We start from the raw sequence: 24475 nt of genomic DNA, 5'->3' as shown, positions 1-24475 counted from the left end.
TAATTAATAAAATTAAATTGAATCAAGCCTCTCGTATAGAGAGGCTTTTTCTTTGCCCCATCAAAACAAGTATACTGCACAGGTGAAATTTGAATGCCTGAAGTTATGCCATTTACCATTGCTAGCCTTGTCAGTTTTGAGGAAGACATCAAAAAAAGCCGATTTCAGGCCTTTGCCACACCTGTAGAAAATGAGCAGGATGTGAAGGATTTTCTGGAAACCTATCGTGATCCGACTACGACTCATCAATGCTGGGCCTGGAAAATCGGTCATCATGTACGCTTTAATGATGATGGTGAGCCATCGGGTACAGCAGGTCGGCCGATCCTTGCGACTATTGAGGGCAATGAGCTAACCAATGTACTGGTACTGGTGAATCGCTGGTATGGCGGTATTAAACTAGGGACTGGCGGACTGGTACGTGCCTATGGGGGCTGTGCTGGACAATGTTTGTTATTAGCTGAAAAAATTGAACTGATTGAAAAGAAAAAAGTCGAATTTGCCTGCCAATTTAATGAATGGGCCATTTTTCAGTATGAGCTGAATCAGCAGCAGATTGATTATCAGGAAGAATATACGGCTGAAGGCGTACAGGTTCAGGCACAATTCCAGAAACATCAGATTGAACCTTTTGCTTTAAAAATTCAGGATGTCACTCGCGGTCGTGAACAATTAAAAATCATAGAAGAAGCCACAGATGACTGAACAAGATCCATTACTGAAATATCGCGAGCAGCATAAACATCGTCTGAACTATATGCCTTGGCTATATTGGTCCTTAAAACCGAAGAATCGTGGTTGGGCTGAAGCTTGGCAGAAAGAATATCAGACCTATCTAATGGAGATGGAAACAGTCGAGATTGGTGAAAACTGTTTTATTTCGCCGTTGGCACATATCTTCGCTGAACCGGGGCGTAAAATTATTATCGGGGATAATACCTTTATTGCGGCAGATTGTACGTTACATGGTCCTTTGGAGATTGGTAACGAAGTCGCCATCAATCATCACTGTATTCTGGATGGCGGTCGGGTAGGGATTAAACTGTATGATCAGGTACGTATCGCAGCTTATTGTCATCTTTACGCCTTTGATCATGGGATGGAACTTGAACAGCCAATTTATCAGCAGGCCGTTAGATCTAAAGGGATTGAGATTGGTCGGGATGTCTGGCTAGGTGCCCATGTCGGCATTAAAGATGGGGTGAAAATTGCTGATCAGGCGATTATAGGGATGAATAGCATGGTCACGAAGGATATTGAAGCGCGTGCAATTGTCGCCGGAAATCCGGCAAAATTGATTCGATATCGGGATTAAAACAGTGAAAGAATCGCTTGGAAAAAGGATTGATATCAAGCGCTTAATATTCGTTAAAGGCCTTAGAACATCACATAAAAGTTAACATATTTCAATTCAAGCCTTACAGATTTCAGTGCACATTTACTAATGCTTGTGCTAAGTTAAAAATAACTAAGAAATTTTTATTATAAAAGAGAGGCTGAACATGAAACGTGTCATTGCCTGCATAGACTCCTCACCATGCACGAACGCGCTTGCAGATGCGGCTGCATGGATTGCCAAACAGACCGGCCGTGAACTGGTTTTATTACAGGTTCTGGATTATTACCCGGCCAGTTATCATCTTGGGGAAATTAGCGGTGTGATTGGCTTTGAAAGCAATGCCATGTTACTTAAAGAGCTGGCTGAGCTGGAACAGAAGCAAAGTGAAATCGCGCTCAGCTATAGCAATAATCTGCTCCAACACATTTCGGATCGTATCTTTAAAGATTATGGCATCCGCACCACACATATTCAGGAAAAGGGTGATTTTCTGGAACAAAGTTTTCAGATTCTAAAACCTGATGATATTGCAGTAATCGGATTACTCGGTGAGCGTTCTGCCGAAAAAAACAAGCCAATCGGCACCAATGTAGAAAACTTTATCCGTGGTGCTAACTGTACAGTGATGACTGTAGGGGAACACTTCAGACCACCAACACGTTTTATCTTTGCTTATGAGTATTCACCGACCTGTGTGAAGATGATGAAACGTATTGCAGAAAGTGATTTATTAAGACAATTACAATGTCATCTGCTTTATATCGGTGATCATGTGGAAATCCTGAATGAGCCTCTGCAATATTTGACTGAAGCAGGACTAGAGGTCGTTCCAGAATACCGCTATGGAGAAGTGGCTGAAAATATCCTGTCTTATCAGCAGGAACATGGGATTCAGTTAATTGTCTTGGGAGCATTCAGTCACAGCAAAATCCACCAGTTCTTCTTGGGCAGTATTGCGACAACGATTTTCCGAAATTCTAAAGTGCCATTATTGGTGGCGAAGTAAAAAGAGGATGACAAAAGCTGCAGAGATGTATTTTTTGATAAATTGTTACAGCTTGAATTAAAAATAACCAGAGTTATCCTCATATATTGTGGATAACTCTGTGGTTACATTCTGTAAGATGATGTTATTTATCAAGAATACTTTATTGGCTGATTTTTGTTCTAGTTGTTTTATTTGACAATTGCGAGTGCAAAACCATCATGGCCTTTGCTACCGACGGTCTGTAAAGCAGTACAAGACAAGATACGTGGATGATTTTCCAGCGCTTTAAACATGTCACGAATGCCTTCAATACTTGGTTTTTTATTGTCCGGATTGATGATATCACCGGCACGAATTACATTGTCCAAGAAGATAATGGTGCCGGAGTGAGAAAGGTTTAAACTCAGCTCAAGATATTCAGGATAGCTTTGCTTATCAGCATCAATAAAAATAAAGTCAAAGGCTTCAGTATCTTCAGGCAGGGCACGTAGCACATCTGCAGCACGGCCACATTTCAGCTCAACTTTCTGTTTTAACTGTGCACGATCAATATTTTCCTGTCCCATAGCAGCATGTGTATCACGGCCTTCGATTGTCAGGATATAACCGTCTTCAGGCAGGGCACGAGCCAGCCACATGGTACTATATGCAGCAAAGGTTCCCAGTTCCAGTACACGTTTGCATTTGTTCATCTGAATTAGCATTTGCAGCAGCATTCCCTGATTTGGCGCAACAGCCAAATGATCTGGAAAACCATGTGCAGCAGTATTTTCAAGAGTCTGATTCAGGATAGGATCTTCAGGAATTAAATGTGAATCAATGTAGCGGTCAATATCTGTCCACATTTGTTGCATAGTAATCGCACCTTTGTTGTGATGCGTGCATTTTAAACTTTTCCGGGAATAGCGCAATTTATTGTTCTATATTCGCTGGTTTTTTAGGCTATACAAAGCCAAAAGCTGGCTTTGTATAGCAATTGGAATGACTTAGTAATTACACATTGATGAGCGACGGCTTAAATCCGGACCCCAAGTGCGATAACCTTGAGTATCAATATGGATTTGGCCAGAGGCATATAAACCGAGCCCCATATTCAGGCTTTGTCCATGTTGTAACCAGAATTGGCACAGTTTGAACTTGGTATTTTCAATTGCTGCATAATCCTGAGCCTGTGGGTACTCAGGTCCGATCCGGAAATCAATTGCCGAGTTAAACAGGTGACGTGAAGAATTGGCTCCACCGGCACACTGATTTAAAGGCAGGTCACGATAAACCGAAGTGACTTCAAAATCAGTCAGCACATTGGCTGCAACCAGATATTTAAAGACACGTAAGGTCGGCACCTGATTTGACCAGAGCTCACGGCTTGGAATCATGTATTGCGATCGACCACATTTAGCCCAATCCCGTGCAGTACGCATCAGCTCAAAGCTTGGAATAATATTCCCGACTCCTTGCTGGGCCAAAAAGTTTTCATATTCACGTACAAGAGACAGGTTATTCAGTGCCGATACCCAGTGAGTATAGACATAAGGAACCGGTTTAGGCTGTGGTTTATGATTGTACTGGACTCGTTCTTCTGGGATGTAAATCCTTTTATCTGGAGTTACCTTACCAGACTGTTTTGTGGTGGTAGCACATCCTACAAAGACAAGCGGGATTATACAAACACTCAATAACCCCTTTATTAAATGCTTCATTAATAGCAATTCGGATATTTATAAAATAGCGCTATTTTAGTCCACTTTTACGGAGAAAATCAGGATAAATTGCAATGAAATGTGTGGATGGGGTATAAAAAAAGACCAGTCTATGCTGGTCTTTTTTTAAGATTTGAAAAATTATTTTTCAAGATATTGTAATTTATCAGTTTTACCATTCCACTCTTCACGGTCAGCAGGTTGCTCACCAATTTGAGTGATGTTCGGCCATTTTTGAGACAGTTCAGCATTTAGCTCGATAAAAACTTCTTGGCCTTCCGGTAACTCATCTTCAGAGAAAATTGCATTCGCAGGACATTCAGGCTCACATAACGCGCAGTCGATACACTCGTCCGGGTTAATCACAAGGAAGTTAGGACCTTCATAGAAACAGTCTACAGGGCAAACTTCAACACAGTCTTGATATTTACATTTAATACAATTTTCAGTGACAACGAAGGTCATGGCGACAGCTACCTAAAAAATATGGTTCTAATGACGAATACCGTATTTTAGGCAAAAATAGAGGGAACAAACAATTCCTTTTATTGATATTTGTTATATATAGGGCTGTTAAATTTCAAAAAACTGCGATGATTTGAGGAAAGGCTCAGGGAATGAGAATCATCATCAGCTAAGCCCTATGCAGGATAGGGCTTAGGAGTGATTTTAACTTGGCTGTTTCATGAGATCTTTAAGAGCATAAAGTTGCTGTAATGCTTCACGTGGACTCAAATTGTCGACATCAAGGTCTTCTAATAATTCAAGCGCTGCTGAAGGCTTTTCAATCTCGATGACTTTTTCAATGATTTCAGGCATCGCGAACAGATCATGCTGTGGACTTTGCGGTTTGGCCTGATGCTGCTTTTCCAGAATCTTCAAACGATGTTGAGCTTCTTTAATTACAGCCGCAGGAATACCTGCCAGTTTAGCCACCTGTAAACCATGACTCTGACTAGCTGGACCATGTTGGACTTTATGCAGCAGAATCAGGTTGCCATTTAGTTCTTTGGCTGTGACATGGTAGTTATCAATGCCTGATTCTTTATCCAGTTCGGTCAGCTCAAAATAATGTGTTGCGAACAGACATAGACATTGAATCCGTTTAGTCAGATCCAGCACACAAGCCCAAGCCAGGGACAGCCCATCATAGGTACTGGTCCCACGACCCACTTCATCCATCAGGACTAGCGACTGGCTGGTGGCATGATGCAGGATTTGTGAAGTCTCCGTCATTTCCACCATAAAGGTTGATTTACCGGTAGACAAATCATCTGCAGAGCCAATCCGGGTAAAGATTCGGTCAATTGGACCCAGTGTTGTCGATTGCGCTGGCACATAACTACCGCAATAAGCCAGCAGGGCAATTAGGGCAGTCTGGCGCATAAAGGTGGATTTACCACCCATATTTGGACCGGTAATAATGGCCATACGGTGCTGATAATCCAGCTGGGTATCATTGGGAGTAAATGCAGCCTTGCTCAAAGCTTCCACCACTGGATGACGGCCGGCAACGATTTTCACACCAATTTCAGGGCTGAATTTTGGTCGTGCCCAATTGCGTAAACGTGCTTGATACGCAAAGTTTGCCAACAGATCGATCTGGGCAATCGCACTGCTCATCATCTGTAGATTACCAATATCCTGACGCAGTTCATCCAGCAACATTTCGAACAGCATTTTTTCACGAGCAAGCGCACGGGATTCGCTAGACAGCACTTTATCTTCAAAAGCTTTTAGTTCAGGCGTGATATAACGCTCGGCATTTTTCAGTGTCTGACGACGGATATAATGTTCAGGTGCCTGTTCAGCTTGTGCACGTGTAAGTTCGATATAATAACCACTGATACGGTTATAGCCGATTTTCAGGGTAGGAATGCCGCTTTGCTCCCGTTCCTTAATTTCCAGATCAATCAGGAACTGTCCAGCATGATCACGGATTTTACGCAGCTCATCCAGCTCGGTATCGAAACCTTCTGCAATGACATTGCCATCACGTAGCAGTACCGGTGGATTTTCAACGATAGCGGACATCAGGCGCTGATGCAGACCATGAAAATCGCCCAGTTCTTGATTCAGCTGCTGTAATAATTTCGAATTCTGCTGACTTAACAGTGGTTGTAATGCATGGCGTAAAAATGGAATCTGTGCACAGGCCTGACGTAATTGAACCAGATCGCGTGGACGCGCACTGCCTAAAGCGATACGGCTGAGTACACGTTCAATATCACTGATTTCTTTTAAGACCAGACGGACTGGCGATTCATGGAAACCTTCAAGCAATACCTGTGTGGCATCCAGTCGCTCATCCAGAATCGCAGTATCACGAAGCGGTTGCATCAGGGTGCGGCTAAGCAGACGGCCACCCATAGCGGTCTGACAGTCATTGATCAGCTGGAACAATGAAGTGCCATGCTCAAATAAAGGCTCAATTAGCTCAAGATTACGACGGGTGACTGGATCCAGTGCAATAAAGTCTGAACTTTGTTCCAGTTGAATGGTTCGGATATGCGGTAAAGCTGTTTTTTGAGTTTCTTTGGCATAGTGAATCAATGCAGCCGCAGCAGCTTTGGCCAAGGGCAGATGATCAATTCCGAAACCTGAAAGCGTACTTACTGCAAACTGGTCACATAAGGTTTTCTGAGCATTGTTCTGGTTGAAGTCAACATTCGGACGTTTACTGATCGGAACATCTAGCTGTTGTTTTAAGTGTTCTATCAGTGCCTGATCTTGCAGATTTTCATCAATCACAATTTCGCTAGGCATCAGGCGTGCCAACTCAATGGCTAACTGACTTAAGTCATAATCGATTTGCTGGACTTTAAATAAACCGGCACTCAGGTCAAGAAGTGCAATTCCGATTTGTTGCTGGTGAACACATAGAGCAACCAGGTTGGAGGTTTGATGAGCACCTAATAAGGCATCATCGGTTAAGGTTCCAGGGGTAATGATTCGGACGACACCACGTTCAACTGGACCTTTACCAGTCACTTCACCGATCTGCTCGCAGATCACCACCGTTTCGCCTTTTTTCACCAGACGAGCCAGATAGCCTTCAGCAGCATGGAAAGGTACACCGGCCATCGGAATTGGCTGGCCATTGGCTTTACCGCGATGGGTCAGGGTAATGCCTAAAATTTTAGCGGCCTTATGGGCATCTTCAAAGAACAGTTCATAGAAATCACCCATGCGATAAAACATCAATGAGTGTGGATGCTGCATTTTGACCGACATGTATTGCTGCATCATGGGCGTTAAGCTAGAGAGATCAGCCACAAGTTCTGAACTGGTCATTAAGAAAAAATCCTTTAAATATATAAAGCAAAACCTGAATCTTTTTCCGAAACACTATCCTCAGAAAACCTGGAAAATAGCCTAAGCTAAAATCCTGTAAAGACCGGTTTGAATGTCAAAAATAATTGCCTCAAGTCTAACAAATTTAATTTTTAGAAAGAAATATAAATCCGCAGGAATCTGTATTTAGACGGACTTAGTCGATATAAAGCATAAAAGGGTATTGATACATGGGTTGCTCATAAAAAAAGCCACCGATAGGCAGCTTTTTTTATATCTTTCATCAAAATTTAATCAGGCTCATACAATCCTAAGTCGACCAGATGTAATCTGAGAAGGCGGCGGAGTTCCAGTACAGCCTCAGGCGTTTCCTGAACGGAATGTCCACCTTTGATAATTTTATTGGAAGCCGCACCTTCAAGATATGCACTCTGATAAGCAACGACATCATCAGTCATGATATTTTCATCATCACTATCTGTATTATTGCCAATAATCGAGTGAAATTTGAATCCCGGTGCAGGATTGATATCTTTGGTCAATGCCGTGAATTTTGATTTTTTACTAAGGTCACTCGGCCCATTTTGAATCAGGTCACGACCGACTTCATGTAGAAAATCACTTAAGCCAATTTCACCTTGGACTGTGTCGGCAAATGCGCCCAAAAAGGCACTCGGAACACGAATAATTTTACGTGCCAGTTTGGTATGCCAGCGATCTGCATAATCGGTCCCTTTATGCGGTGCTGCCAGGAAAATAGCGCGACTAAAATTCGGAACTGGCTGCATTTTCAAGCGTGCTTTAAAGAGCGGATTGTCCCGGAACTTGGTCAGCTTTGAATTTTTTACAATATTAAAAGCGGGCTCGGTAATATCTGCATCACTCACCAATAGACGGGCAATGACACCGCCCATACTGTGTCCAACCAGTACAGCTTCTTTTTTGGCTGGTGCATTATTACTAATACGCGCGAAACCTTGTTGAAGCAGCGCATTAATCTGGAAACGGCTTTCCAGAATAGGCATGTTGGTTGAGTAGAAGACCTGCCACACCTGGAAATTTTCTCTTAAGACCGGATCACCCATAATATCATTCGTTAAACGAATCCAGGCTTCCGGGCTGCTGGCCAAACCATGAATCAGCACTAAAACCTTTTTATTTGGATTATAAGGTTCCAGCATAAATAGATGAGGCATGACCAGATTATCGTCACGATTGATCAGTGTCAGATAGGCTGCACGTCCCAGGTTATTTTCTGCCAGCCATAAGCCATAAGGCGCTGAAAAATTTGCAGCTAAAGTATATTCCTTATTGGCAACTTTAATCTTGTCATATTTATACGGGTCATAAAGTTTTAAATGGAAGTTGCTGTTATTTAGGATCTGTTTTACAGAGTTCGCTGATTCTGGAATGGCAGTAATTGTGGTTGCCAGATAACGTGCTGAATGAATAAAAGGATTTACGCCATTTTGATATTGGTAATTTAGTGGATCAACCAGATATTTTTTATCTTTTTTGGAAATTTTTTCTTCCGGCAAAACCACCAGAAACTCAGAGCCGAAACCGTCACGACGGGTAATCGAGCGCAGACCAGAGAAGTTCATTTTATAGGTCGACATTAACTGTTCAATCGACTGATTCTTGAGCTGGGGGAAATTGTCCAGATTAATGTTATAGACACTGTTGCCAACCTGCAGGCGTTGTCCGGCTTCTTTAGTTTTATAACGTTCCGCGTAGATCTGGATTAAATGAGCAATCGCCAGGTTATAAAAGTCACGAATCTGAACTTGTCGGTTGTCGAAAATCCGGTCTTGTGGCGCACGTTCAGTCTGGAACAGATAGGCATAACTGTAGCGGATACTTTTATCCAGCATTTGTAACTGCTGTTCCTGACATTTTTGCAGGTTCTGGGTTTGCAGTTGCTGTTTTTCTTCAGATCGGGTTTTAGCTAGAGCACTGGTTTTACATTCAGCCGATTTACCCAGCTGTAGTGATTTAGCTAGATATAATTCACTCGATGTGGAAAGTAATTGCTCATCCAGAATCTGTGGAATTTCTTGTAGCTCTTTCACACATTCTTCTGGATTATTTTCACAGACTTGTGCTTCACGTCCGGTCATGGACAGGACATTCAGACTGGCTTCACTCAACTTATCGCGTGTAAGAATGCTATCGCGTTCATTATTGATGGTGACATTAATAGCCTGCTCTTTAACACTCACCACCTGACAGCCACTGAGTAAGGCTGTCATGAGTACAGTGCAAAGTAATGCTATCTTATTTATTTTCTCGTGCATAAAGACTTTGAACACTCATTTAAAATTATAAAGCTTGATAATGCTTTGTATTTTACTAATTTTTTCCCATAAAAATAGACCGCCGGAGCGGTCTATTTGTAATATTATGAATCTGAAATATAGCTTATTGTGCTGGTGTAGGCGCCGGGGTTGTTGGTGCAGGAGCGGCTGTTTGCATGACTTGCCATACGTTCCAGCGACCCTGTTTTTCAATTTCCTGAATCAGACGATCAGCGACTTCAGCTTCTTGCGGATATTTAATTTTGTAATTATTCAGAACCTGAACAGCATTCTTTTTATTCTCCATGGCAATGTAGTTATTTGCCGCAGATAAATAAGCTTCCTGAACACCCGCCTGCATTGCCTTGTCCAAATACTGAATCGCTTCACGATGACCGCCACCTTCAGACAGGCCAAAGCCAAACCAGAAGTTTGCTTCAGCATCATCCTGGTTGATACGAAGAATGCGCTGTGCATAGGTCATTGACTTGGTGGTATAGATAGAACCTAAATCAAGATTACGTGCCATCACGCTGGCCTTAAATGCACGCATTAATACATCAAATGAAGCATTTGGACGTGAAGCTAGAGTATCTAGCTGTTGAGAAACTTCGCGAAGCTTTGCTTCAAAACCACGGCGTTCCTGACGGTCGCTAAAACGAGGTGGATAATGACGCGCTTTACCTTCTACCATCTGCAAGAAATCATCGATTTCGGTAATGTCGATTTCATTTTCATTGGCAAGTGCTGCATAACGCATACTGCGTGTATTGCTATCCACCATCGGGATAATCAGCTTGTTTACATCTAGGGTTAACTGTTTAGACGGATCTTTAGGATCAGTCACCACCATTTTTGTCACTGGCTGCGCAGCGGCTTTTTGCAAATGAACTTCAAATGGAGGTGGTTCGTTATAGTTAAACGGGTTTAAAGCATAAAATGGCGGAGTAATTTCAGGTTCAACAAAAACTACCTGATCAGCTTGTTTCTGTTCTTGTTTGCTTGATGTCGGTGCCATAGAGCACGCCGTCATGGTAAAAGCTAAGCAAGAAATTGCTAAGGGCTTCAAGGTCATAATATCCGTCCATTTATGTTATTTTTTAAAACATCTATTCAAAAAAATGCATGATCGTCAGTCTATGAAAAGTGCTGCGATCATGCAAGCAAATGCGTGTTACAAAAGAATTACGATTTACAGTCAGGCCTTGGACTGACTGGTTTGTGCTTCGCACTCACGGCGCGCATCTTCCAGAATTTTAAGTTCTTCTTTGCTAAATGGCTGTTCATTTAACTGGTTTTTCTTGAAAGTCGGGTCAAGCAAAGACAGGCGGTTGCACAGCGTATTCATGCGTTTTTCATTTTGTTGAATACGGTCAAGTAAAACACGCATGCCTTCCAGAATCGGGTCTGTCTGATCCTGTGTAGTTGCATAAGGCTGGAAGCCAATACTTTCGGCATAATCACGACGACGTGCTTCAGCATCATCTTTTGGCTGATCTTTGGTGATAAAGCGCGCTGGGTTGCCAACCGCTGTGGTATTCGGCGGAACTGCTTTGGTAACCACAGCATTGGAACCGACCTTGGCATTTTTACCTACCGTGAATGGACCTAGGATTTTGGCACCTGCACCAACAACAACGCCATCTTCCAGAGTCGGGTGACGTTTGCCTTTATTCCAGGTTGTACCACCCAAAGTCACACCATGATACAGGGTGACATCATCGCCAATTTCCGCAGTTTCACCAATCACAACGCCCATGCCGTGATCAATGAAAAAACGTTTACCAATCTTGGCGCCCGGATGAATTTCGATACCTGTTGCAAAACGGCTAAAAGAGGACAAAACACGCGCTGTACCTTTACAGTCTTTTTTCCATAGCTCATGTGCCATACGATGCATAATCAGTGCATGAATGCCAGGGTAGGTGGTTAAGACTTCTAAGGTATTGCGTGCTGCAGGATCGCGCGCAAAGACAGCTTGGATATCTTCTTTGAGCTGTTTTAGCATTAGTTTTGATCCTCATCCTGTTGTGATGTATGGGAAGATTTTTTCCAGGTGCCGTTATTCAGTGCCTGAACACGAGTGAAAATACCACGAAGTAAGTGATATTCCATACGATCTAATTGTATACGTCCGAAAAGGCGACGCAAGCGTAAAGGAAGTAATCGTGGGTTTTTTGGATCCATAAATTCAATTTCTGCCAGCATTTTTTCCAGATGAGGGTAGAACTGTTCCATCTGTTCATGGGTCACCAGCGGTTCATCCCATTCCATTTCAATGCCATCAATAACTTGCATGGTGGCTTTTGGATCACGTGGGTGTTCAACCTGATCCAGTGCCGCCATACGCAGTTCATAGCAGATCACCTGAATGGCTTGAGCAACATTCAAAACACCATAGTCCGTATTCACAGGAATGGTTAAGTGATAATTCGCAATCGCCAGTTCTTCATTGGTCAGACCACGGTCTTCACGGCCAAACAGAATCGCAATTTCCTGTTTTTCTTGCACCACAGCAGAAAGTGCTTTTTCTGCCGCTGGACGGACATCTAGTAAAGGCCATGGAATAGTGCGACTACGCGCACTGGTACCAAAGACGATCTGGCAATCTTTAATGGCTTCTTCTAGCGTTTCTACGATCTCAATCTGTTCGATCAGATCGGTTGCACCTGCAGCCAGCGCATCAATATCTGGATGCGGGTAGGTTTTTGGTGCGACCAAGACCAGTTTGCACAGGCCCATGGTTTTCATGGCACGTAATGCGCTACCGATATTGGCAGGCAGGGTGGTATTAACCATGACAATACGCACATGGGAGAGATGTGCTGAAACAGCAGCATTGTCAATTTGACTCATGATGATTCCAGTTTGGATATATTAAAATGGGAGATTTATGAATACTGCAGCTGAGATTCAGCTTCATATTGTGCCAAGGCATCGTCCATGCTCATGTCAGCAGGCGGAGGCGGAACCTCAACTGGCTTAGCTTCTTTATAAGATACGGCACGTGCAGCTTTAGACTTCACCTGATACTCGATATAGAGCGCAGTCTTGCCAAAATAGTCACGCAGCTTGGCGAGAAGATCATCCAGTGGTGCAACTTTCCAGCTTAAGCCCAGATGCAGTTCAGCCGTGGCATAGCCATAATCCAGATACAGAATCACTGGAATATGCGTGCTCATATCCACATTGGTATATGGCATCAGAATTTGCTGCAAGTCACGGCTGAGGGTTTTGCTGTAATGTTCAGCTTGCAAGGTAATCTTGATGCTGTTAGCGCGTTTCTGACGGATTTCATTCAGGCTAAAGGCTTTGGTCAAACGACCGAGTGGGCGATCAAAACCTTCACGCTCGTAAATTTCACCTTCAATCACCACGACTTTATCAACCTGAACGATGTCTTTAAAGCGCTGGAAGCGTTCATGGTTGGTGGAGATTTCGATACGTGCCGTACCATCATCTAATGTCACCACCATCCGGTTCGGGAAGTTAGCGACATCGACTACCAGACCAGCAAACACAGTCGTTACACCACGACGGGTCGGGGTTAATTCATTGATCTGACAAGGTACGAATGCTTTTAGCTCATTACGATATACATCAATTGGGTGACCCGTTAGATATAGGCCGAGTGTATCTTTTTCACCTTTGAGACGGACTTCATCAGACCAAGGTTTCACCGGTTTGGCCGGTTTACGCTGAACTTCTTCAACTTCACCAAATAGATCCATGATCCCGGTTTCACGGTTCTGACGGGCCTGATCTGCAGCCTGTACTGCTTCAGGAAGCTGTGCCATTAAATCAGCGCGTTCAATGCCCAAGCAATCCAGTGCACCAGCACGGATCAAGGCTTCGAGCGTACGTTTATTGATTTTTTTCAGGTCGATACGGTGACAGAAGTCAAACAGGTCTTTATAAGGACCTTCTTTCTGACGTGATTCAATCACTGACTGCATTGCCGCTTCACCCACGCCTTTAATCGCACCTAAACCATACACAATAGTTTTTGGATCACTGGCATGGAACTGGTAAATCGACATATTCACCGATGGTGGTAATACTTCCAGTCCGTTATGACGGCAATCATCAATCAGGAACACCACGTTATCAGTGTTCTGCATTTCCGAGGTCATCACCGCTGACATGAATTCAGCAGGATAATGCGCTTTCAACCAAGCTGTTTGATAGGCGACAAGTGCATAGGCTGCAGCATGCGATTTGTTAAAGCCATAGCCTGCGAATTTTTCCATATAGTCGAAGATATGGTTCGCCGTTGCTTCATCGATATCTTTTTTCGCAGCACCTTCAATGAAGATCTTACGCTGCTTGATCATTTCTTCAGGTTTTTTCTTACCCATCGCACGACGAAGTAAGTCCGCACCACCCAAGCTATAGCCGGCACAGAACTGTGCCGACTGCATTACCTGTTCTTGGTAGACCATGATCCCGTAAGTCGGCTCTAATACCTTTTCCAGTAATGGATGCAGGTATTCAAACTCGCCACCATGCATACGATGGATAAAGTCAGGAATCAGATCCATTGGACCCGGACGATATAACGATACGAAGGCGATAATTTCTTCGAACTTGCTTGGACGCGCTTCCTTGAGCATCTTCTTCATGCCGACGGATTCAAACTGGAATACCGCGGTGGTATTCGCCGTCGCGAAGATGTTATAGGCTGGCTTGTCATCCAGCGGAATATAGGAAATATTCACCGGTTCGGTCACGTCTGGGCGTGCATTGATGTGCTTGATGGCATCTTCAATAACGGTCAGGTTACGTAGACCTAAGAAGTCGAATTTCACTAGACCGGCAGCTTCGACATCGTCCTTATCGAACTGGGCAACGCGTGCAGTACCATCAGCATCACACATCACGGCCGAATAGTCGGTCAGCTTGGTAGGGGCAATGACTACACCACCGGCATGTTTACCGGTATTACGAGTAATGCCTTCCAGTTTCAATGCCATTTCCCAGATTTCCGAAGCATCGTCATAATCTGGATTCGATGGATTGGTGACGATATCTTTCAGTTGAGGTTCAGCTTCCAATGATTCTTCAAGGCTTAAACCCAAAGGCTTGGTGGGAATCAGTTTGGAAATACGATCAGCCAGACCATAAGATTTACCGAGGACACGGGCTACATCTCGAATCGCACCTTTCGCTGCCATGGTACCGAAAGTCGCAATTTGCGATACCGCATCACGACCATAAGTCTGTGCCACATAGTCAATTACGCGGTCACGACCAGCGATACAGAAATCGACGTCAAAGTCGGGCATCGAAACACGTTCCGGGTTCAAGAAACGTTCGAACAGCAGGTCATAGCGCAGAGGATCAAGATCGGTAATTTTCAAACTATAGGCTACGAGGGAACCCGCACCTGAACCACGGCCCGGACCTACCGGTACGCCATTTCCTTTGGACCATTGAATGAAGTCCATGACGATCAAGAAGTACCCTGGGAAGCCCATATCCAGAATAATCTTGATCTCAAAGGCCAGACGTTCATCATAAGGCTGACGGATGATAGGCCAGTCTTCTTCACGTTTTTCTGGTGGATACAGGAAGTTCAGGCGTTCTTCTAAACCTTCTTCACATAAATGTGCGAAGTAGGTGTCAATAGTATGGCCTTCAGGAATTGGATAATCTGGTAGATCGTTGAAACCTAAACGTAGGGTGACATTACAACGTTTTGCGATATGGAGGGTGTTTTCAATCGCGGTTGGAATATCGCTAAACAGTTCCGCCATTTCTGTTGAGCTTTTAAAATATTGCTCAGGGCTATAGGTTTTAGGACGGCGATTATCACCAAGCACATAACCATCTGCGATACAGACACGCGCTTCATGTGCTTCAAAGTCTTCGCGTGCAATAAAATGCACATCATTATGTGCAACTACACCAATATTATATTTCTTTGCGAGCTTTACCGCTTCTTCAATGAAAGTATCTTCATTAGCACGGCCAGTGCGGGTGAGGGCGAGATAAACACGATTTCCAAATTTCTCTACCCATTCTTGCAGTAGCGGTTCAGCTTTATCGGGATTTGAAGTAATCAGCATTTTGCCGACATCGGACTGCATACCGAGCAATACGATCATGTCATCGTGCTGATTCAAGATCCAATCTTTTTGTACGCAAGGAATATCCAGTTGCTGACCGCTGATATAACCTTCAGACACCAGTTCGGTCAGGTTGCGCCAGCCTTTGTTGGTCATGGAAAGCAGGGTAACCCGATGCTCAGCATCATTCAGACGAATTTCAGAGCCAAGAATCGGTTTGATGCCTTTATCCAAACATTTTTTATAGAATTTAACAGCAGCATGTAGATTGGATAAGTCAGTCAGCGCGAGTGCTGGCATCTCGTCATTCGCAGCAGCTTTGACCAAGTCAGGTATACGTACGATGGATTCAGTAATCGAAAATTCTGTATGAATACCAAGATGAACAAAGTGCATAAATGAGTCCCTGCAAAAACCACTCGATAGTTTAGCACGGGATTTATTGTTTCAGTTTGAAATTGAGGGGAAATGCTGAACTTTTAGATTGTGAATTAGAATTGACTTAAAGTCATGTTTATCATTTTATCGGAATAGAACTACGTATCCAAATTGAATTTGTATTAGGCGACATGGATGTCGCCGTTGGCTTGTGATATTGGGACGTATCATCAAGTTAACAGAAGATTTTTGTTACCTTGCATAGCAGTGCTATTCATCTTTCAAAAGTAAAAGAAGAATTTCAAGTGTCAGTAAGTTTATTCATAAAGTTATTTGAAAATTAGAATTTCATTATTTTTACTTTAATTTAAATTTTGAGTAGTTATGCCTTACTTTTGACGGGCCAAAAGTAACAAAACCCCTCGTTGATCTGATGGCACTTCCTGAGCAAGCTTTAAGCATTGCTTTAAAGCTTGTGTAAGACAGATCAACGGCAGCATCCATGCTACTAAGCCATGTATCAAATGTTCGCTTCGATGTTTAAGATGCAGATATTTTTATGGGTAGAAAATAAAACCCTCAAAAAGAGGGCTTTATTTACTTAGGAATTTAGCTTAACGAAGTCGCGATAACCAGTCGCCAACACTTTGTACAATCTGCACCAGAATCAATAAGACAATCACGGTCATGATCACCACAGATGTATCAAAACGCTGATAACCATAAGAGATCGCTAAGTCACCAATACCACCAGCACCAACGGCACCCGCCATTGCGGTTGCACCAATCAGGCTAATGGTTGCTGTGGTCAGGTTCAGAATCAGTGAGCTACGTGCTTCTGGCAGAATAAACTTAAAGATAATCTGCATTGGCGTTGCTCCCATCGCTTGTGCAGATTCGATAATGCCTTCATTCACTTCCAGTAGAGAAGTTTCTACCAGACGGCCGATATAAGGACCGACATAAATAGTTAGAGGTACAATCGCTGCCCAAGTACCGATAGAAGTACCGACCAAGAATTTTGTTAAGGGAATAACTGCAATCAGCAGAATAATAAAGGGTAGGGAACGCAGTGCATTCACAATCGGGTTTAGAGCATGATAAATCACACGGTTTGGCAGAATCCCGTTTGGGCGAGTGACAAGTAAAATGATCGCCTGAATAAAGCCCCAGATACAGCCAAACAGCATTGCGAAGAACACCATGTGAAAGGTTTCTTGCAGTGCAGTAACAAACTGATCCATCGATAGTGAACTTTTCCAGAATGGCGCAGTAATGGTGGTCAACCACTGTACAATTAAGTCTCTCATTCTTGTACTCCTGCCTGATCGACTTGTACGCCGTTATCTCTCAGATATTGCATTGCCGCTGTGATTTGCGCTGGATCGCCTAAAAGTTGGATAAACATCTGACCAATCACTGAACCATTAATTTCTGTCATATTGGCAAACAGGATATTTAAACTGACATCAAACTGTTTGATCACACCTTGAATCACGGTTTCCTGCGCTGAGCTGCCCAGGAATTTTAAACAATAAATACTGTGATGATTCTGATTTTCCAGATTCGCCAAAATATTCACTGGCAAGTTTTGCTGGAGTACAGTCTGAATAAAGTTCTTTGTCGTTGGATGTTGCGGCTGACTAAAGATCTGCAGGGTAGAACCGGTTTCAATCACATCACCTTTTTCCATGACAGCCACATAATCACATACGGTTTCGATCACATCCATTTCATGGGTGACCATGACAATGGTAATGCCTTGTTCCTGATTAATACGTTTCAGAAGTTGCAGTACAGATTTAGTCGTTTGCGGATCTAGAGCAGAAGTTGCTTCATCACACAGCAGAATTTTGGGATGATTCGCGAGGGCACGCGCAATACCGACACGCTGCTTTTGACCGCCTGATAACTCGTCCGGAAAAGCATGACGCTTATGTTTCAGGTCAATAAAATCCAGCAGTTCTTCGAGACGTTTTTCCCGTTCAGCTTTACTCCAGCCAAGCAACTTCATTGGCATTTCAATATTGGCAGCCACTGTTTTAGTCTGCATCAAGTTAAAATGCTGAAAAATCATGCCGATCTGGGTACGTTCCTGACGCAATGATTTGGCATCCAAAGCAGTAAAGTTCGTGCCATTGATAATCACCTGACCAGACGTTGGGCGTTCAAGCAGATTAATCAGGCGGATCAGGGTACTTTTACCGGCACCACTATAGCCAATAATGCCAAAGATACTGCCGGTCGGAATCTGTAAATTAATCCGATTCAAGGCACGTAAGGTTTGACCCTTGAGCTCATACTGTTTGGAGATGTCTTTAAATTCAATCATAGTGTCAAATACTGCATCACGAATAAAAAAACAGGCAAGAAATCTTGCCTGTTCTGAATATTGATTATTGTATTACTTTTCTTCGGTTAAATAAGTCACTGGTTTATTTACAGCAACTTTAGTACCACCGAAGTGTTCATCAACATAGGCTTTCACAGCAGGAGTATGATACAACTGGCCAACTTTTTGAAGTACAGGATCATTTTGACGGTCAGCAGCGACAGCTAAAACGTTAACATTCATTTTAGTACTTTGATCAATCGCTTCGTAATAGATCGCATCTTTCAATACGTTCAGACCACCTTCCATTGCCAAAGTATTACCTAGAACAATCGCATCAACTTCATCTTTCACACGAACTGCAGTCGCCATTTGAATTGGCTTGATAACAATCTGTTTCGCATTTTCAGTAATGTCAGCAGGCGTGCCTTTTACCAGGTCAAAGTTTGGTTTAAGTTTTACCAGACCAGCAGATTGTAATAATAACAATGCGCGTGATTCATTCGCGCCGTCGTTTGGAATTGCAATCGTCGCACCTGTTTTAAATTCTTCTACTTTTTTTACTTTGCTTGAGTAGATCCCCATTGGCTCAAGATAAGTCGTAGAAAGCGGAGCGATCTTTTGAGTATTGGCGTCGTTATAAGCAACCATATAGGCATAAGACTGGAATGCGTTGACATCAATTTCTTTGTTGGCAACAGCAGTATTCATCGCCACATAGTCAGTGAAGTTTTTCACATCAAGTTTGATGCCGGCTTGTTTAGTTTCAGGCAAAGTTGAAATGTAGCGCCATACGTCAGCATCTGAACCAGTAGATGCCATAGTAACAGTTTGCAGTTCACCTGAGTCTTTGTTTTGTGCTGCATCCGTTGCAGGCGCTTCTTGTTTTCCGCATGCAGTTAAAGTCAGTACAGATGCACTGAGTAAAACGCCAAGTAGCTTTTTCATAAAGATGTCCTAATTTTCGTGTTGCCTAAAGTATATGCATTTTAAGGTCATGTTAAAGTGGAGTTTTATTACACTTTCAGCTGACCTTAGATCGAGTCGCATGTGGCTCCGGCAGGGAAAATGCAAATGTACTGCAACAGTTCACGTTAATTCGATCGGGTCAGAGTTCACCAAACCACTATAGAGATTCCCTATTTGGAGAGAGTAAATAGAGGTTTTATAAAAGATATAGTCAAATTTGGTGCTCTGAATGGGCGCAATCATAGCAATTATTATTTATTCAATATAGTGGATAAAAACTATTTACTTATCTTTTTAATAGAATATAAATTGAATGAAAATGATCAAAATATCAATGAATACAATATATTATTTTTATTGAAGATAAGGCGGAATTTCATATCGTTTAAAGATTGATCTTTATAAGATTTTATCCAATAGAAATCATAAAAATGAATAAACATGATAAATACATCAGCTCATTAAGCTACTGAAAGATCTTTTTTAATAAATGTTTAGGGAGGATTTGAGCCGTGTCTTATTTACCTGAGTAATTACTTTGATTGATTTCATACAATACATGCCAACATAAAGGGTGATCTTCCGGCAGCTTTGGATGCTGAAATTCTTGAGTCTTTACCATACCTATCTTTTTCATCACAGCCTCAGATGGGGTATTTGATTTGGCAGTAAACGACACAACTTTATCTAGGTTTAAAGTATTAAAGGCATAATCTAGGACTGCACGTGCACCTTCAGTAGCATAACCTCGATGCCAATACTTTTTCGCCAGACGCCAGCCAATTTCAACACAGGGCGAAAACTCAAACAGATCAGGTTGTGGTTGCAGACCAATGAAGCCAATAAATTCTTTAGTCTCTTTTAGCTCAACTGCCCATAAACCCCAACCATGCTGATCAATCTGTCGAGTCACCTTTTGAATAAATTGTAGGCTTTGTTCAGGTGTCAGTGGGGCGGGAAAATAACGCATGACCTCATTATCTGCACACATTTGGATAAATGGGGCAGTATCGGAATTTTGCCATTGGCGGAGGATGAGGCGAGGGGTTTTTATAATTGCAATCATGTTTATCTTGAAATTTGTAAATTTGAAGTAATAATTGTATGAGATCAAATTAAGAGTAGAAAAATGGATCTATTAGAAAAAAAATTAGAAAATATAAAGGATTTAGCACAAGAAAAAAATTTATATGCTTATATTTTTGGCAAGAAAAGTAAAATATTTTTAGAAAATTCTAGTCATCGTTATTGTATCGATGATGGAAGACTTCTGAAATTATCACGTATGAATGATAAAAAGTGTGTGCTGTTGGAGATTGAATTAAATAATGGCTTAAAATTATATAAGCATAGAACTGAAGTTTTAACTAGAAAATATAAAGGACGTTCTGTTAGTCTGGAATAGATTAAGGGATTTATAAATGCAAACAAAGATACATCAATTTTATTAGATACAAAAAATCCTAACCAATTAGAAGAAAAAGATTTAAGAGATATTTACAAACAAACATTTAATACTGTAGATACAATTTTTTGTAAACAATGTGGTGGTGATGGGGGGCTGAATGGTAGATGTCCAAGATGCTCTGGCAATGGATTAGAGCCTATTGTTTAAAATGAGAGCATTTAAAAACCCCGAACATATCGGGGTTTTTTACTTAATCGAAATTAAGATTAAACATTTTCACGAGCAATTGCACGGTAACCAATATCTTTACGGTATTGAACCCCATCAAACGTTACTTTTTGGCAAAGTTCTAAAGCTTTGGCTTGCGCTTCACCAATGGTATTACCCAGTGCAGTGACACAAAGAACACGACCACCCGCAGTGACAATTTCACCTTTTTCATTGGCTTTTGTACCTGCATGGAAGACTTTCGCATCAGTCATTTCCGTATCTAAACCTGAAATCACATCGCCATTACTAGAAGTTTCAGGATAGCCTTTAGATGCCAGTACGATCCCGACAGTTTTACGCTCATCCCATTCAGCTTCTGCAGGTAAATTACCTTCAAGACCTGCTTGGACTAAATCAACCAAAGATGATTTTAAACGCATCATGATTGGTTGAGTTTCTGGATCGCCAAAACGACAGTTGAACTCAATCACTTTTGGTTGGCCTTTGTCGTCAATCATCAAGCCTGCGTATAAGAAACCTGTATATACGTGACCATCTTTTTTCATGCCTTCAACAGTCGGACGCATCACTTCATTCATGGCTTTTTCGAATACGTCAGCAGTCACAACAGGAGCAGGAGAGTATGCTCCCATACCGCCAGTGTTCGGACCTTGGTCGCCTTCAAAAATACGTTTATGATCTTGAGAAGTCGCCATTGGCAGGATGTTGTCACCATCGATCATGCAAATGAAAGATGCTTCTTCACCAGCAAGGAATTCTTCAATCACCACACGAGAGCCGGCATCACCAAATTTGTTGCCTGCCAGCATGTCATCAATCGCATCAAATGCTTCCTGATTAGTCATGGCAACAATTACGCCTTTACCGGCAGCAAGACCGTCAGCCTTGATCACGATTGGTGCGCCATTTTTCTCAACAAATGCTTTTGCTGCGTCTACTTCAGTAAATACATCGTAGAAAGCAGTTGGAATGTTATGGCGTTTTAAGAAGTGCTTCGCGAATGCTTTAGAGCCTTCAAGCTGCGCAGCAAATTGAGTTGGACCCCAAACTTTCACGCCTGCTTCGCGGCAAGCATCAACCACACCATTCACAAGCGGTGCTTCAGGACCTACAATAATCATTTCAACTGCATTGTTTTTTGCAAAATTAATGATGGCAGGATTGTCGAGAATGTCCAAAGCGACATTTTCACATTTATTTTCAGTTGCGGTGCCTGCATTGCCCGGTGCAACAAATACTTTTGCTACTTGATCGTCTTGTGCGATTTTCCATGCAAGTGCATGTTCACGGCCGCCACCACCTAAAACTAAAATGTTCATCTTTAGAAAATTCCCTCGAAAATGAAATTCCACAAACCCAATGAGGTTTAAAAATCTTTTAACATCTTATAGCAAGATATTAAACAATCTACTGATGTAGCAAACCCTCCTTACGAAAAGGAGGGTCTGGAATTTAATACTTAAAAATTAGTGGCGGAAATGACGCATGCCAGTGAATACCATTGCAATACCAGCTTCATCAGCTGCTGCAATTGTTTCTTCGTCACGCATTGAACCACCTGGCTGGATGATGCATTTGATGCCGGCTTTAGCCGCATTGTCGATGCCATCACGGAATGGGAAGAATGCATCAGATGCCATAACTGCACCTTCAACCACGAGTCCTGCATGTTCAGCTTTGATCGCGGCGATACGAGCAGAGTTTACGCGGCTCATTTGGCCAGCGCCTACACCGATAGTTTGACGGTTTTTCGCATAAACAATCGCGTTAGATTTAACGTATTTCGCAACTTTCCAAGCGAAGATCATGTCATCGATTTCCTGCTCAGTTGGTGCGCGTTTAGTCACAACTTTCAGGTCATCTTTAGTGATCATGCCCAAGTCTTGATCTTGAACCAGTAAACCACCATTTACACGTTTGTAGTCAAGTTGTGGAGCACGTTCGTTAATCGCTGGAAGTTCGCCACATACGAGTACACGTACGTTTTTCTTCGCGCCAGTCACTTCAAGTACGCCGTCAGCGATGCTAGGTGCAATGATCACTTCAACGAATTGACGATCCACAATTGCTTGCGCAGTTGCAACGTCTAATTCACGGTTAAATGCAATGATGCCACCGAATGCAGATTCAGGGTCAGTTGCATAAGCAAGATCATAAGCAGCTTTGATACCGTCTAAAGAAACTGCAACACCACATGGGTTCGCATGTTTTACGATCACACAAGCAGGTTTCGCGAATGATTTCACACATTCAAGTGCAGCATCAGTATCCGCGATGTTGTTATAAGAGAGTTCCTTACCTTGTAACTGTTTTGCAGTCGCAACAGAGGCTTCTTTCGCAGCTGGATCAATATAGAATGCAGCAGACTGATGCGGGTTTTCACCGTAACGTAAGTCTTGAGCTTTGTTTAATTGAGTATTGAAAGTACGCGCAAATTTGTCTGCCTGACCTTCTTCCTTACCTACGCGAGCGCCTAAGTAAGATGCGATCATACCGTCGTATTGAGCAGTATGTTCGAATGCTTTCACTGCCAGGTCAAAACGGGTTGTATAAGATAAAGCACCATCAGTTTTAAGCTCAGCAATCACAGTTGCATAGTCAGCAGCATTAACCACGATACCTACAGACGCGTGGTTTTTCGCAGCAGCACGAACCATTGTTGGACCACCGATGTCGATATTTTCAATCGCATCAGCCAGTGAACAGTTTGGTTTCGCTACAGTTGCAGCAAATGGATACAGGTTAACAACGACAAGATCGATCGCATCGATGTTGTGTTCAGCCATCACAGCTTCGTCTAGACCACGACGAGCCAGAATGCCACCATGAATTTTCGGATGTAGCGTTTTTACACGGCCGTCCATCATCTCTGGGAAACCAGTGTGCTCCGAAACTTCTACTACAGCGACATTATTGTCTTTCAACAATTTGTATGTACCACCTGTAGATAAAATTTCTACCCCAAGAGCAGCAAGGTCTTGTGCAAATTCCACAATACCGGTTTTATCGGAAACAGAGATTAAAGCGCGTTTAATAGTCATGATCTTCGTCACAGTTACCAAGGAACAGATTAAATCTAAATAGCTAATTAACAGTCAAAAAAAATGCCTGCGGTAGCCGCAAGCATTTTATCATTTATTCACTCATTAAACCGTGAGCTTTTAACTTTTTACGTAAAGTACCGCGGTTTAGTCCGAGAATCTCGGCAGCGCGTGTCTGATTACCACGCGTATATTCTAGAACGACAGATAATAAAGGCTTCTCCATTTCTGCCAGCACCATGTCGTACACCTGAGAAGGTTGCTCGCCTTGCAGTTGTGCAAAGTAGTGGCGAACTGCGCGATCTACGTGAATACGAAGAGCGACATCAGATTGTGCAGTAAAAATAGGAGATTTGCTATTCATGCGAATTAATCCGAAAAATCAAATATCACTTGGGTAAAGCGATATATAAAAGTGGTCTAGAAATTG

20 protein-coding genes are annotated in these 24475 nt (G+C 42.5%); 4 read left to right on the top strand and 16 right to left on the bottom strand.

The window, feature by feature from the left end:
• The first annotated feature begins 105 nt into the window (after positions 1 to 105).
• From C3F22_RS07845 to C3F22_RS07835, 3 genes are all read left to right on the top strand, one after another.
• The gene (locus C3F22_RS07845; protein ID WP_104426996.1) at positions 106 to 705 is read left to right on the top strand and encodes an IMPACT family protein; all 600 of its coding nucleotides are present in this window, start codon (positions 106 to 108) and stop codon (positions 703 to 705) included.
• Positions 698 to 1315, top strand: coding sequence for an acyltransferase (locus C3F22_RS07840; RefSeq protein ID WP_104426223.1), 618 nt, complete (start codon positions 698 to 700; stop codon positions 1313 to 1315). Before C3F22_RS07845 ends, C3F22_RS07840 begins: the two co-directional genes overlap by 8 nt.
• Before the next feature lie 187 nt (positions 1316 to 1502).
• Positions 1503 to 2345 (top strand): universal stress protein, encoded by an 843-nt coding sequence (locus tag C3F22_RS07835; RefSeq protein WP_034703837.1) that lies wholly within the window; start codon positions 1503 to 1505, stop codon positions 2343 to 2345.
• 170 nt (positions 2346 to 2515) lie between these two features.
• Here C3F22_RS07835 and C3F22_RS07830 read toward each other — a convergent pair whose 3' ends face one another.
• The 13 genes from C3F22_RS07830 to C3F22_RS07770 form a co-directional block, all read right to left on the bottom strand.
• Positions 2516 to 3181 carry an O-methyltransferase gene (locus C3F22_RS07830; protein ID WP_104426222.1) on the bottom strand — a complete coding sequence of 222 codons (666 nt, stop codon included), beginning with the start codon at positions 3179 to 3181 and terminating at the stop codon, positions 2516 to 2518.
• Positions 3182 to 3313: 132 nt separating this feature from the next.
• The gene (locus C3F22_RS07825) at positions 3314 to 4027 is read right to left on the bottom strand and encodes a D-Ala-D-Ala carboxypeptidase family metallohydrolase (RefSeq protein ID WP_004786214.1); all 714 of its coding nucleotides are present in this window, start codon (positions 4025 to 4027) and stop codon (positions 3314 to 3316) included.
• Positions 4028 to 4168: 141 nt separating this feature from the next.
• Positions 4169 to 4492 (bottom strand): ferredoxin FdxA, encoded by a 324-nt coding sequence (fdxA, locus tag C3F22_RS07820; RefSeq protein WP_004786212.1) that lies wholly within the window; start codon positions 4490 to 4492, stop codon positions 4169 to 4171.
• Positions 4493 to 4696: 204 nt separating this feature from the next.
• Positions 4697 to 7321, bottom strand: coding sequence for a DNA mismatch repair protein MutS (mutS, locus tag C3F22_RS07815; RefSeq protein WP_104426221.1), 2625 nt, complete (start codon positions 7319 to 7321; stop codon positions 4697 to 4699).
• 290 nt (positions 7322 to 7611) lie between these two features.
• Positions 7612 to 9618, bottom strand: a complete 2007-nt coding sequence (locus tag C3F22_RS07810; RefSeq protein ID WP_171284721.1) for an esterase/lipase family protein — start codon at positions 9616 to 9618, stop codon at positions 7612 to 7614.
• Between the two features lie 124 nt (positions 9619 to 9742).
• Positions 9743 to 10693 carry an ABUW_2363 family tetratricopeptide repeat lipoprotein gene (locus C3F22_RS07805; protein WP_104426219.1) on the bottom strand — a complete coding sequence of 317 codons (951 nt, stop codon included), beginning with the start codon at positions 10691 to 10693 and terminating at the stop codon, positions 9743 to 9745.
• Between the two features lie 123 nt (positions 10694 to 10816).
• Positions 10817 to 11626 (bottom strand): serine O-acetyltransferase, encoded by an 810-nt coding sequence (gene cysE / locus C3F22_RS07800; protein ID WP_004786206.1) that lies wholly within the window; start codon positions 11624 to 11626, stop codon positions 10817 to 10819.
• The gene (locus C3F22_RS07795; protein WP_104426218.1) at positions 11626 to 12474 is read right to left on the bottom strand and encodes an RNA methyltransferase; all 849 of its coding nucleotides are present in this window, start codon (positions 12472 to 12474) and stop codon (positions 11626 to 11628) included. The genes cysE and C3F22_RS07795 overlap by 1 nt, the downstream gene beginning before the upstream one ends.
• A 35-nt stretch (positions 12475 to 12509) precedes the next feature.
• Positions 12510 to 16082: a DNA polymerase III subunit alpha gene (gene dnaE, locus C3F22_RS07790; protein WP_104426217.1), complete on the bottom strand. Its 3573-nt coding sequence runs from the start codon at positions 16080 to 16082 to the stop codon at positions 12510 to 12512.
• Between the two features lie 596 nt (positions 16083 to 16678).
• Complete coding sequence (locus C3F22_RS07785; protein WP_004786199.1) at positions 16679 to 17374, bottom strand: methionine ABC transporter permease; 696 nt, start codon at positions 17372 to 17374, stop codon at positions 16679 to 16681.
• Positions 17371 to 18396, bottom strand: coding sequence for a methionine ABC transporter ATP-binding protein (locus C3F22_RS07780; protein WP_104426216.1), 1026 nt, complete (start codon positions 18394 to 18396; stop codon positions 17371 to 17373). Before C3F22_RS07780 ends, C3F22_RS07785 begins: the two co-directional genes overlap by 4 nt.
• Before the next feature lie 72 nt (positions 18397 to 18468).
• Complete coding sequence (locus tag C3F22_RS07775; RefSeq protein ID WP_004786195.1) at positions 18469 to 19344, bottom strand: MetQ/NlpA family ABC transporter substrate-binding protein; 876 nt, start codon at positions 19342 to 19344, stop codon at positions 18469 to 18471.
• 538 nt (positions 19345 to 19882) lie between these two features.
• A complete protein-coding gene (locus C3F22_RS07770; protein ID WP_104426995.1) occupies positions 19883 to 20422 on the bottom strand; it encodes a GNAT family N-acetyltransferase in 540 nt (179 codons plus the stop codon).
• 72 nt (positions 20423 to 20494) lie between these two features.
• Between C3F22_RS07770 and C3F22_RS07765 the strand changes: the two genes are divergently transcribed.
• Positions 20495 to 20770, top strand: a complete 276-nt coding sequence (locus tag C3F22_RS07765; protein ID WP_104426215.1) for a hypothetical protein — start codon at positions 20495 to 20497, stop codon at positions 20768 to 20770.
• 269 nt (positions 20771 to 21039) lie between these two features.
• Here C3F22_RS07765 and purD read toward each other — a convergent pair whose 3' ends face one another.
• The 3 genes from purD to fis all read right to left on the bottom strand — a co-directional run bounded on the left by purD (position 21040) and on the right by fis (position 24409).
• A complete protein-coding gene (purD, locus tag C3F22_RS07760) occupies positions 21040 to 22323 on the bottom strand; it encodes a phosphoribosylamine--glycine ligase (RefSeq protein WP_104426214.1) in 1284 nt (427 codons plus the stop codon).
• Between the two features lie 147 nt (positions 22324 to 22470).
• Positions 22471 to 24045, bottom strand: a complete 1575-nt coding sequence (gene purH, locus C3F22_RS07755; RefSeq protein WP_104426213.1) for a bifunctional phosphoribosylaminoimidazolecarboxamide formyltransferase/IMP cyclohydrolase — start codon at positions 24043 to 24045, stop codon at positions 22471 to 22473.
• Between the two features lie 94 nt (positions 24046 to 24139).
• Positions 24140 to 24409, bottom strand: a complete 270-nt coding sequence (fis, locus tag C3F22_RS07750; RefSeq protein ID WP_001086304.1) for a DNA-binding transcriptional regulator Fis — start codon at positions 24407 to 24409, stop codon at positions 24140 to 24142.
• Positions 24410 to 24475: the final 66 nt, after the last annotated feature.

Origin of the sequence: Acinetobacter sp. ACNIH1 (assembly GCF_002934695.1) — a bacterium.
In the GTDB taxonomy this organism is placed as follows: Bacteria; Pseudomonadota; Gammaproteobacteria; order Pseudomonadales; family Moraxellaceae; genus Acinetobacter; species Acinetobacter variabilis.
Note: the sequence above shows the minus strand (reverse complement) of the source record. Positions and strands in the feature narration are given on the sequence as shown.

What these genes read in the sequence shown, in the direction of transcription:
- C3F22_RS07845 (WP_104426996.1), top strand. Translation starts at nt 106, where the DNA reads ATGCCATTTACCATTGCTAGCCTTGTCAGTTTTGAGGAAGACATCAAA.
- C3F22_RS07840 (WP_104426223.1), top strand. Translation starts at nt 698, where the DNA reads ATGACTGAACAAGATCCATTACTGAAATATCGCGAGCAGCATAAACAT.
- C3F22_RS07835 (WP_034703837.1), top strand. Translation starts at nt 1,503, where the DNA reads ATGAAACGTGTCATTGCCTGCATAGACTCCTCACCATGCACGAACGCG.
- C3F22_RS07830 (WP_104426222.1), bottom strand. Translation starts at nt 3,181, where the DNA reads ATGCAACAAATGTGGACAGATATTGACCGCTACATTGATTCACATTTA.
- C3F22_RS07825 (WP_004786214.1), bottom strand. Translation starts at nt 4,027, where the DNA reads ATGAAGCATTTAATAAAGGGGTTATTGAGTGTTTGTATAATCCCGCTT.
- fdxA (WP_004786212.1), bottom strand. Translation starts at nt 4,492, where the DNA reads ATGACCTTCGTTGTCACTGAAAATTGTATTAAATGTAAATATCAAGAC.
- mutS (WP_104426221.1), bottom strand. Translation starts at nt 7,321, where the DNA reads ATGACCAGTTCAGAACTTGTGGCTGATCTCTCTAGCTTAACGCCCATG.
- C3F22_RS07810 (WP_171284721.1), bottom strand. Translation starts at nt 9,618, where the DNA reads ATGCACGAGAAAATAAATAAGATAGCATTACTTTGCACTGTACTCATG.
- C3F22_RS07805 (WP_104426219.1), bottom strand. Translation starts at nt 10,693, where the DNA reads ATGACCTTGAAGCCCTTAGCAATTTCTTGCTTAGCTTTTACCATGACG.
- cysE (WP_004786206.1), bottom strand. Translation starts at nt 11,626, where the DNA reads ATGCTAAAACAGCTCAAAGAAGATATCCAAGCTGTCTTTGCGCGCGAT.
- C3F22_RS07795 (WP_104426218.1), bottom strand. Translation starts at nt 12,474, where the DNA reads ATGAGTCAAATTGACAATGCTGCTGTTTCAGCACATCTCTCCCATGTG.
- dnaE (WP_104426217.1), bottom strand. Translation starts at nt 16,082, where the DNA reads ATGCACTTTGTTCATCTTGGTATTCATACAGAATTTTCGATTACTGAA.
- C3F22_RS07785 (WP_004786199.1), bottom strand. Translation starts at nt 17,374, where the DNA reads ATGAGAGACTTAATTGTACAGTGGTTGACCACCATTACTGCGCCATTC.
- C3F22_RS07780 (WP_104426216.1), bottom strand. Translation starts at nt 18,396, where the DNA reads ATGATTGAATTTAAAGACATCTCCAAACAGTATGAGCTCAAGGGTCAA.
- C3F22_RS07775 (WP_004786195.1), bottom strand. Translation starts at nt 19,344, where the DNA reads ATGAAAAAGCTACTTGGCGTTTTACTCAGTGCATCTGTACTGACTTTA.
- C3F22_RS07765 (WP_104426215.1), top strand. Translation starts at nt 20,495, where the DNA reads ATGGATCTATTAGAAAAAAAATTAGAAAATATAAAGGATTTAGCACAA.
- purD (WP_104426214.1), bottom strand. Translation starts at nt 22,323, where the DNA reads ATGAACATTTTAGTTTTAGGTGGTGGCGGCCGTGAACATGCACTTGCA.
- purH (WP_104426213.1), bottom strand. Translation starts at nt 24,045, where the DNA reads ATGACTATTAAACGCGCTTTAATCTCTGTTTCCGATAAAACCGGTATT.
- fis (WP_001086304.1), bottom strand. Translation starts at nt 24,409, where the DNA reads ATGAATAGCAAATCTCCTATTTTTACTGCACAATCTGATGTCGCTCTT.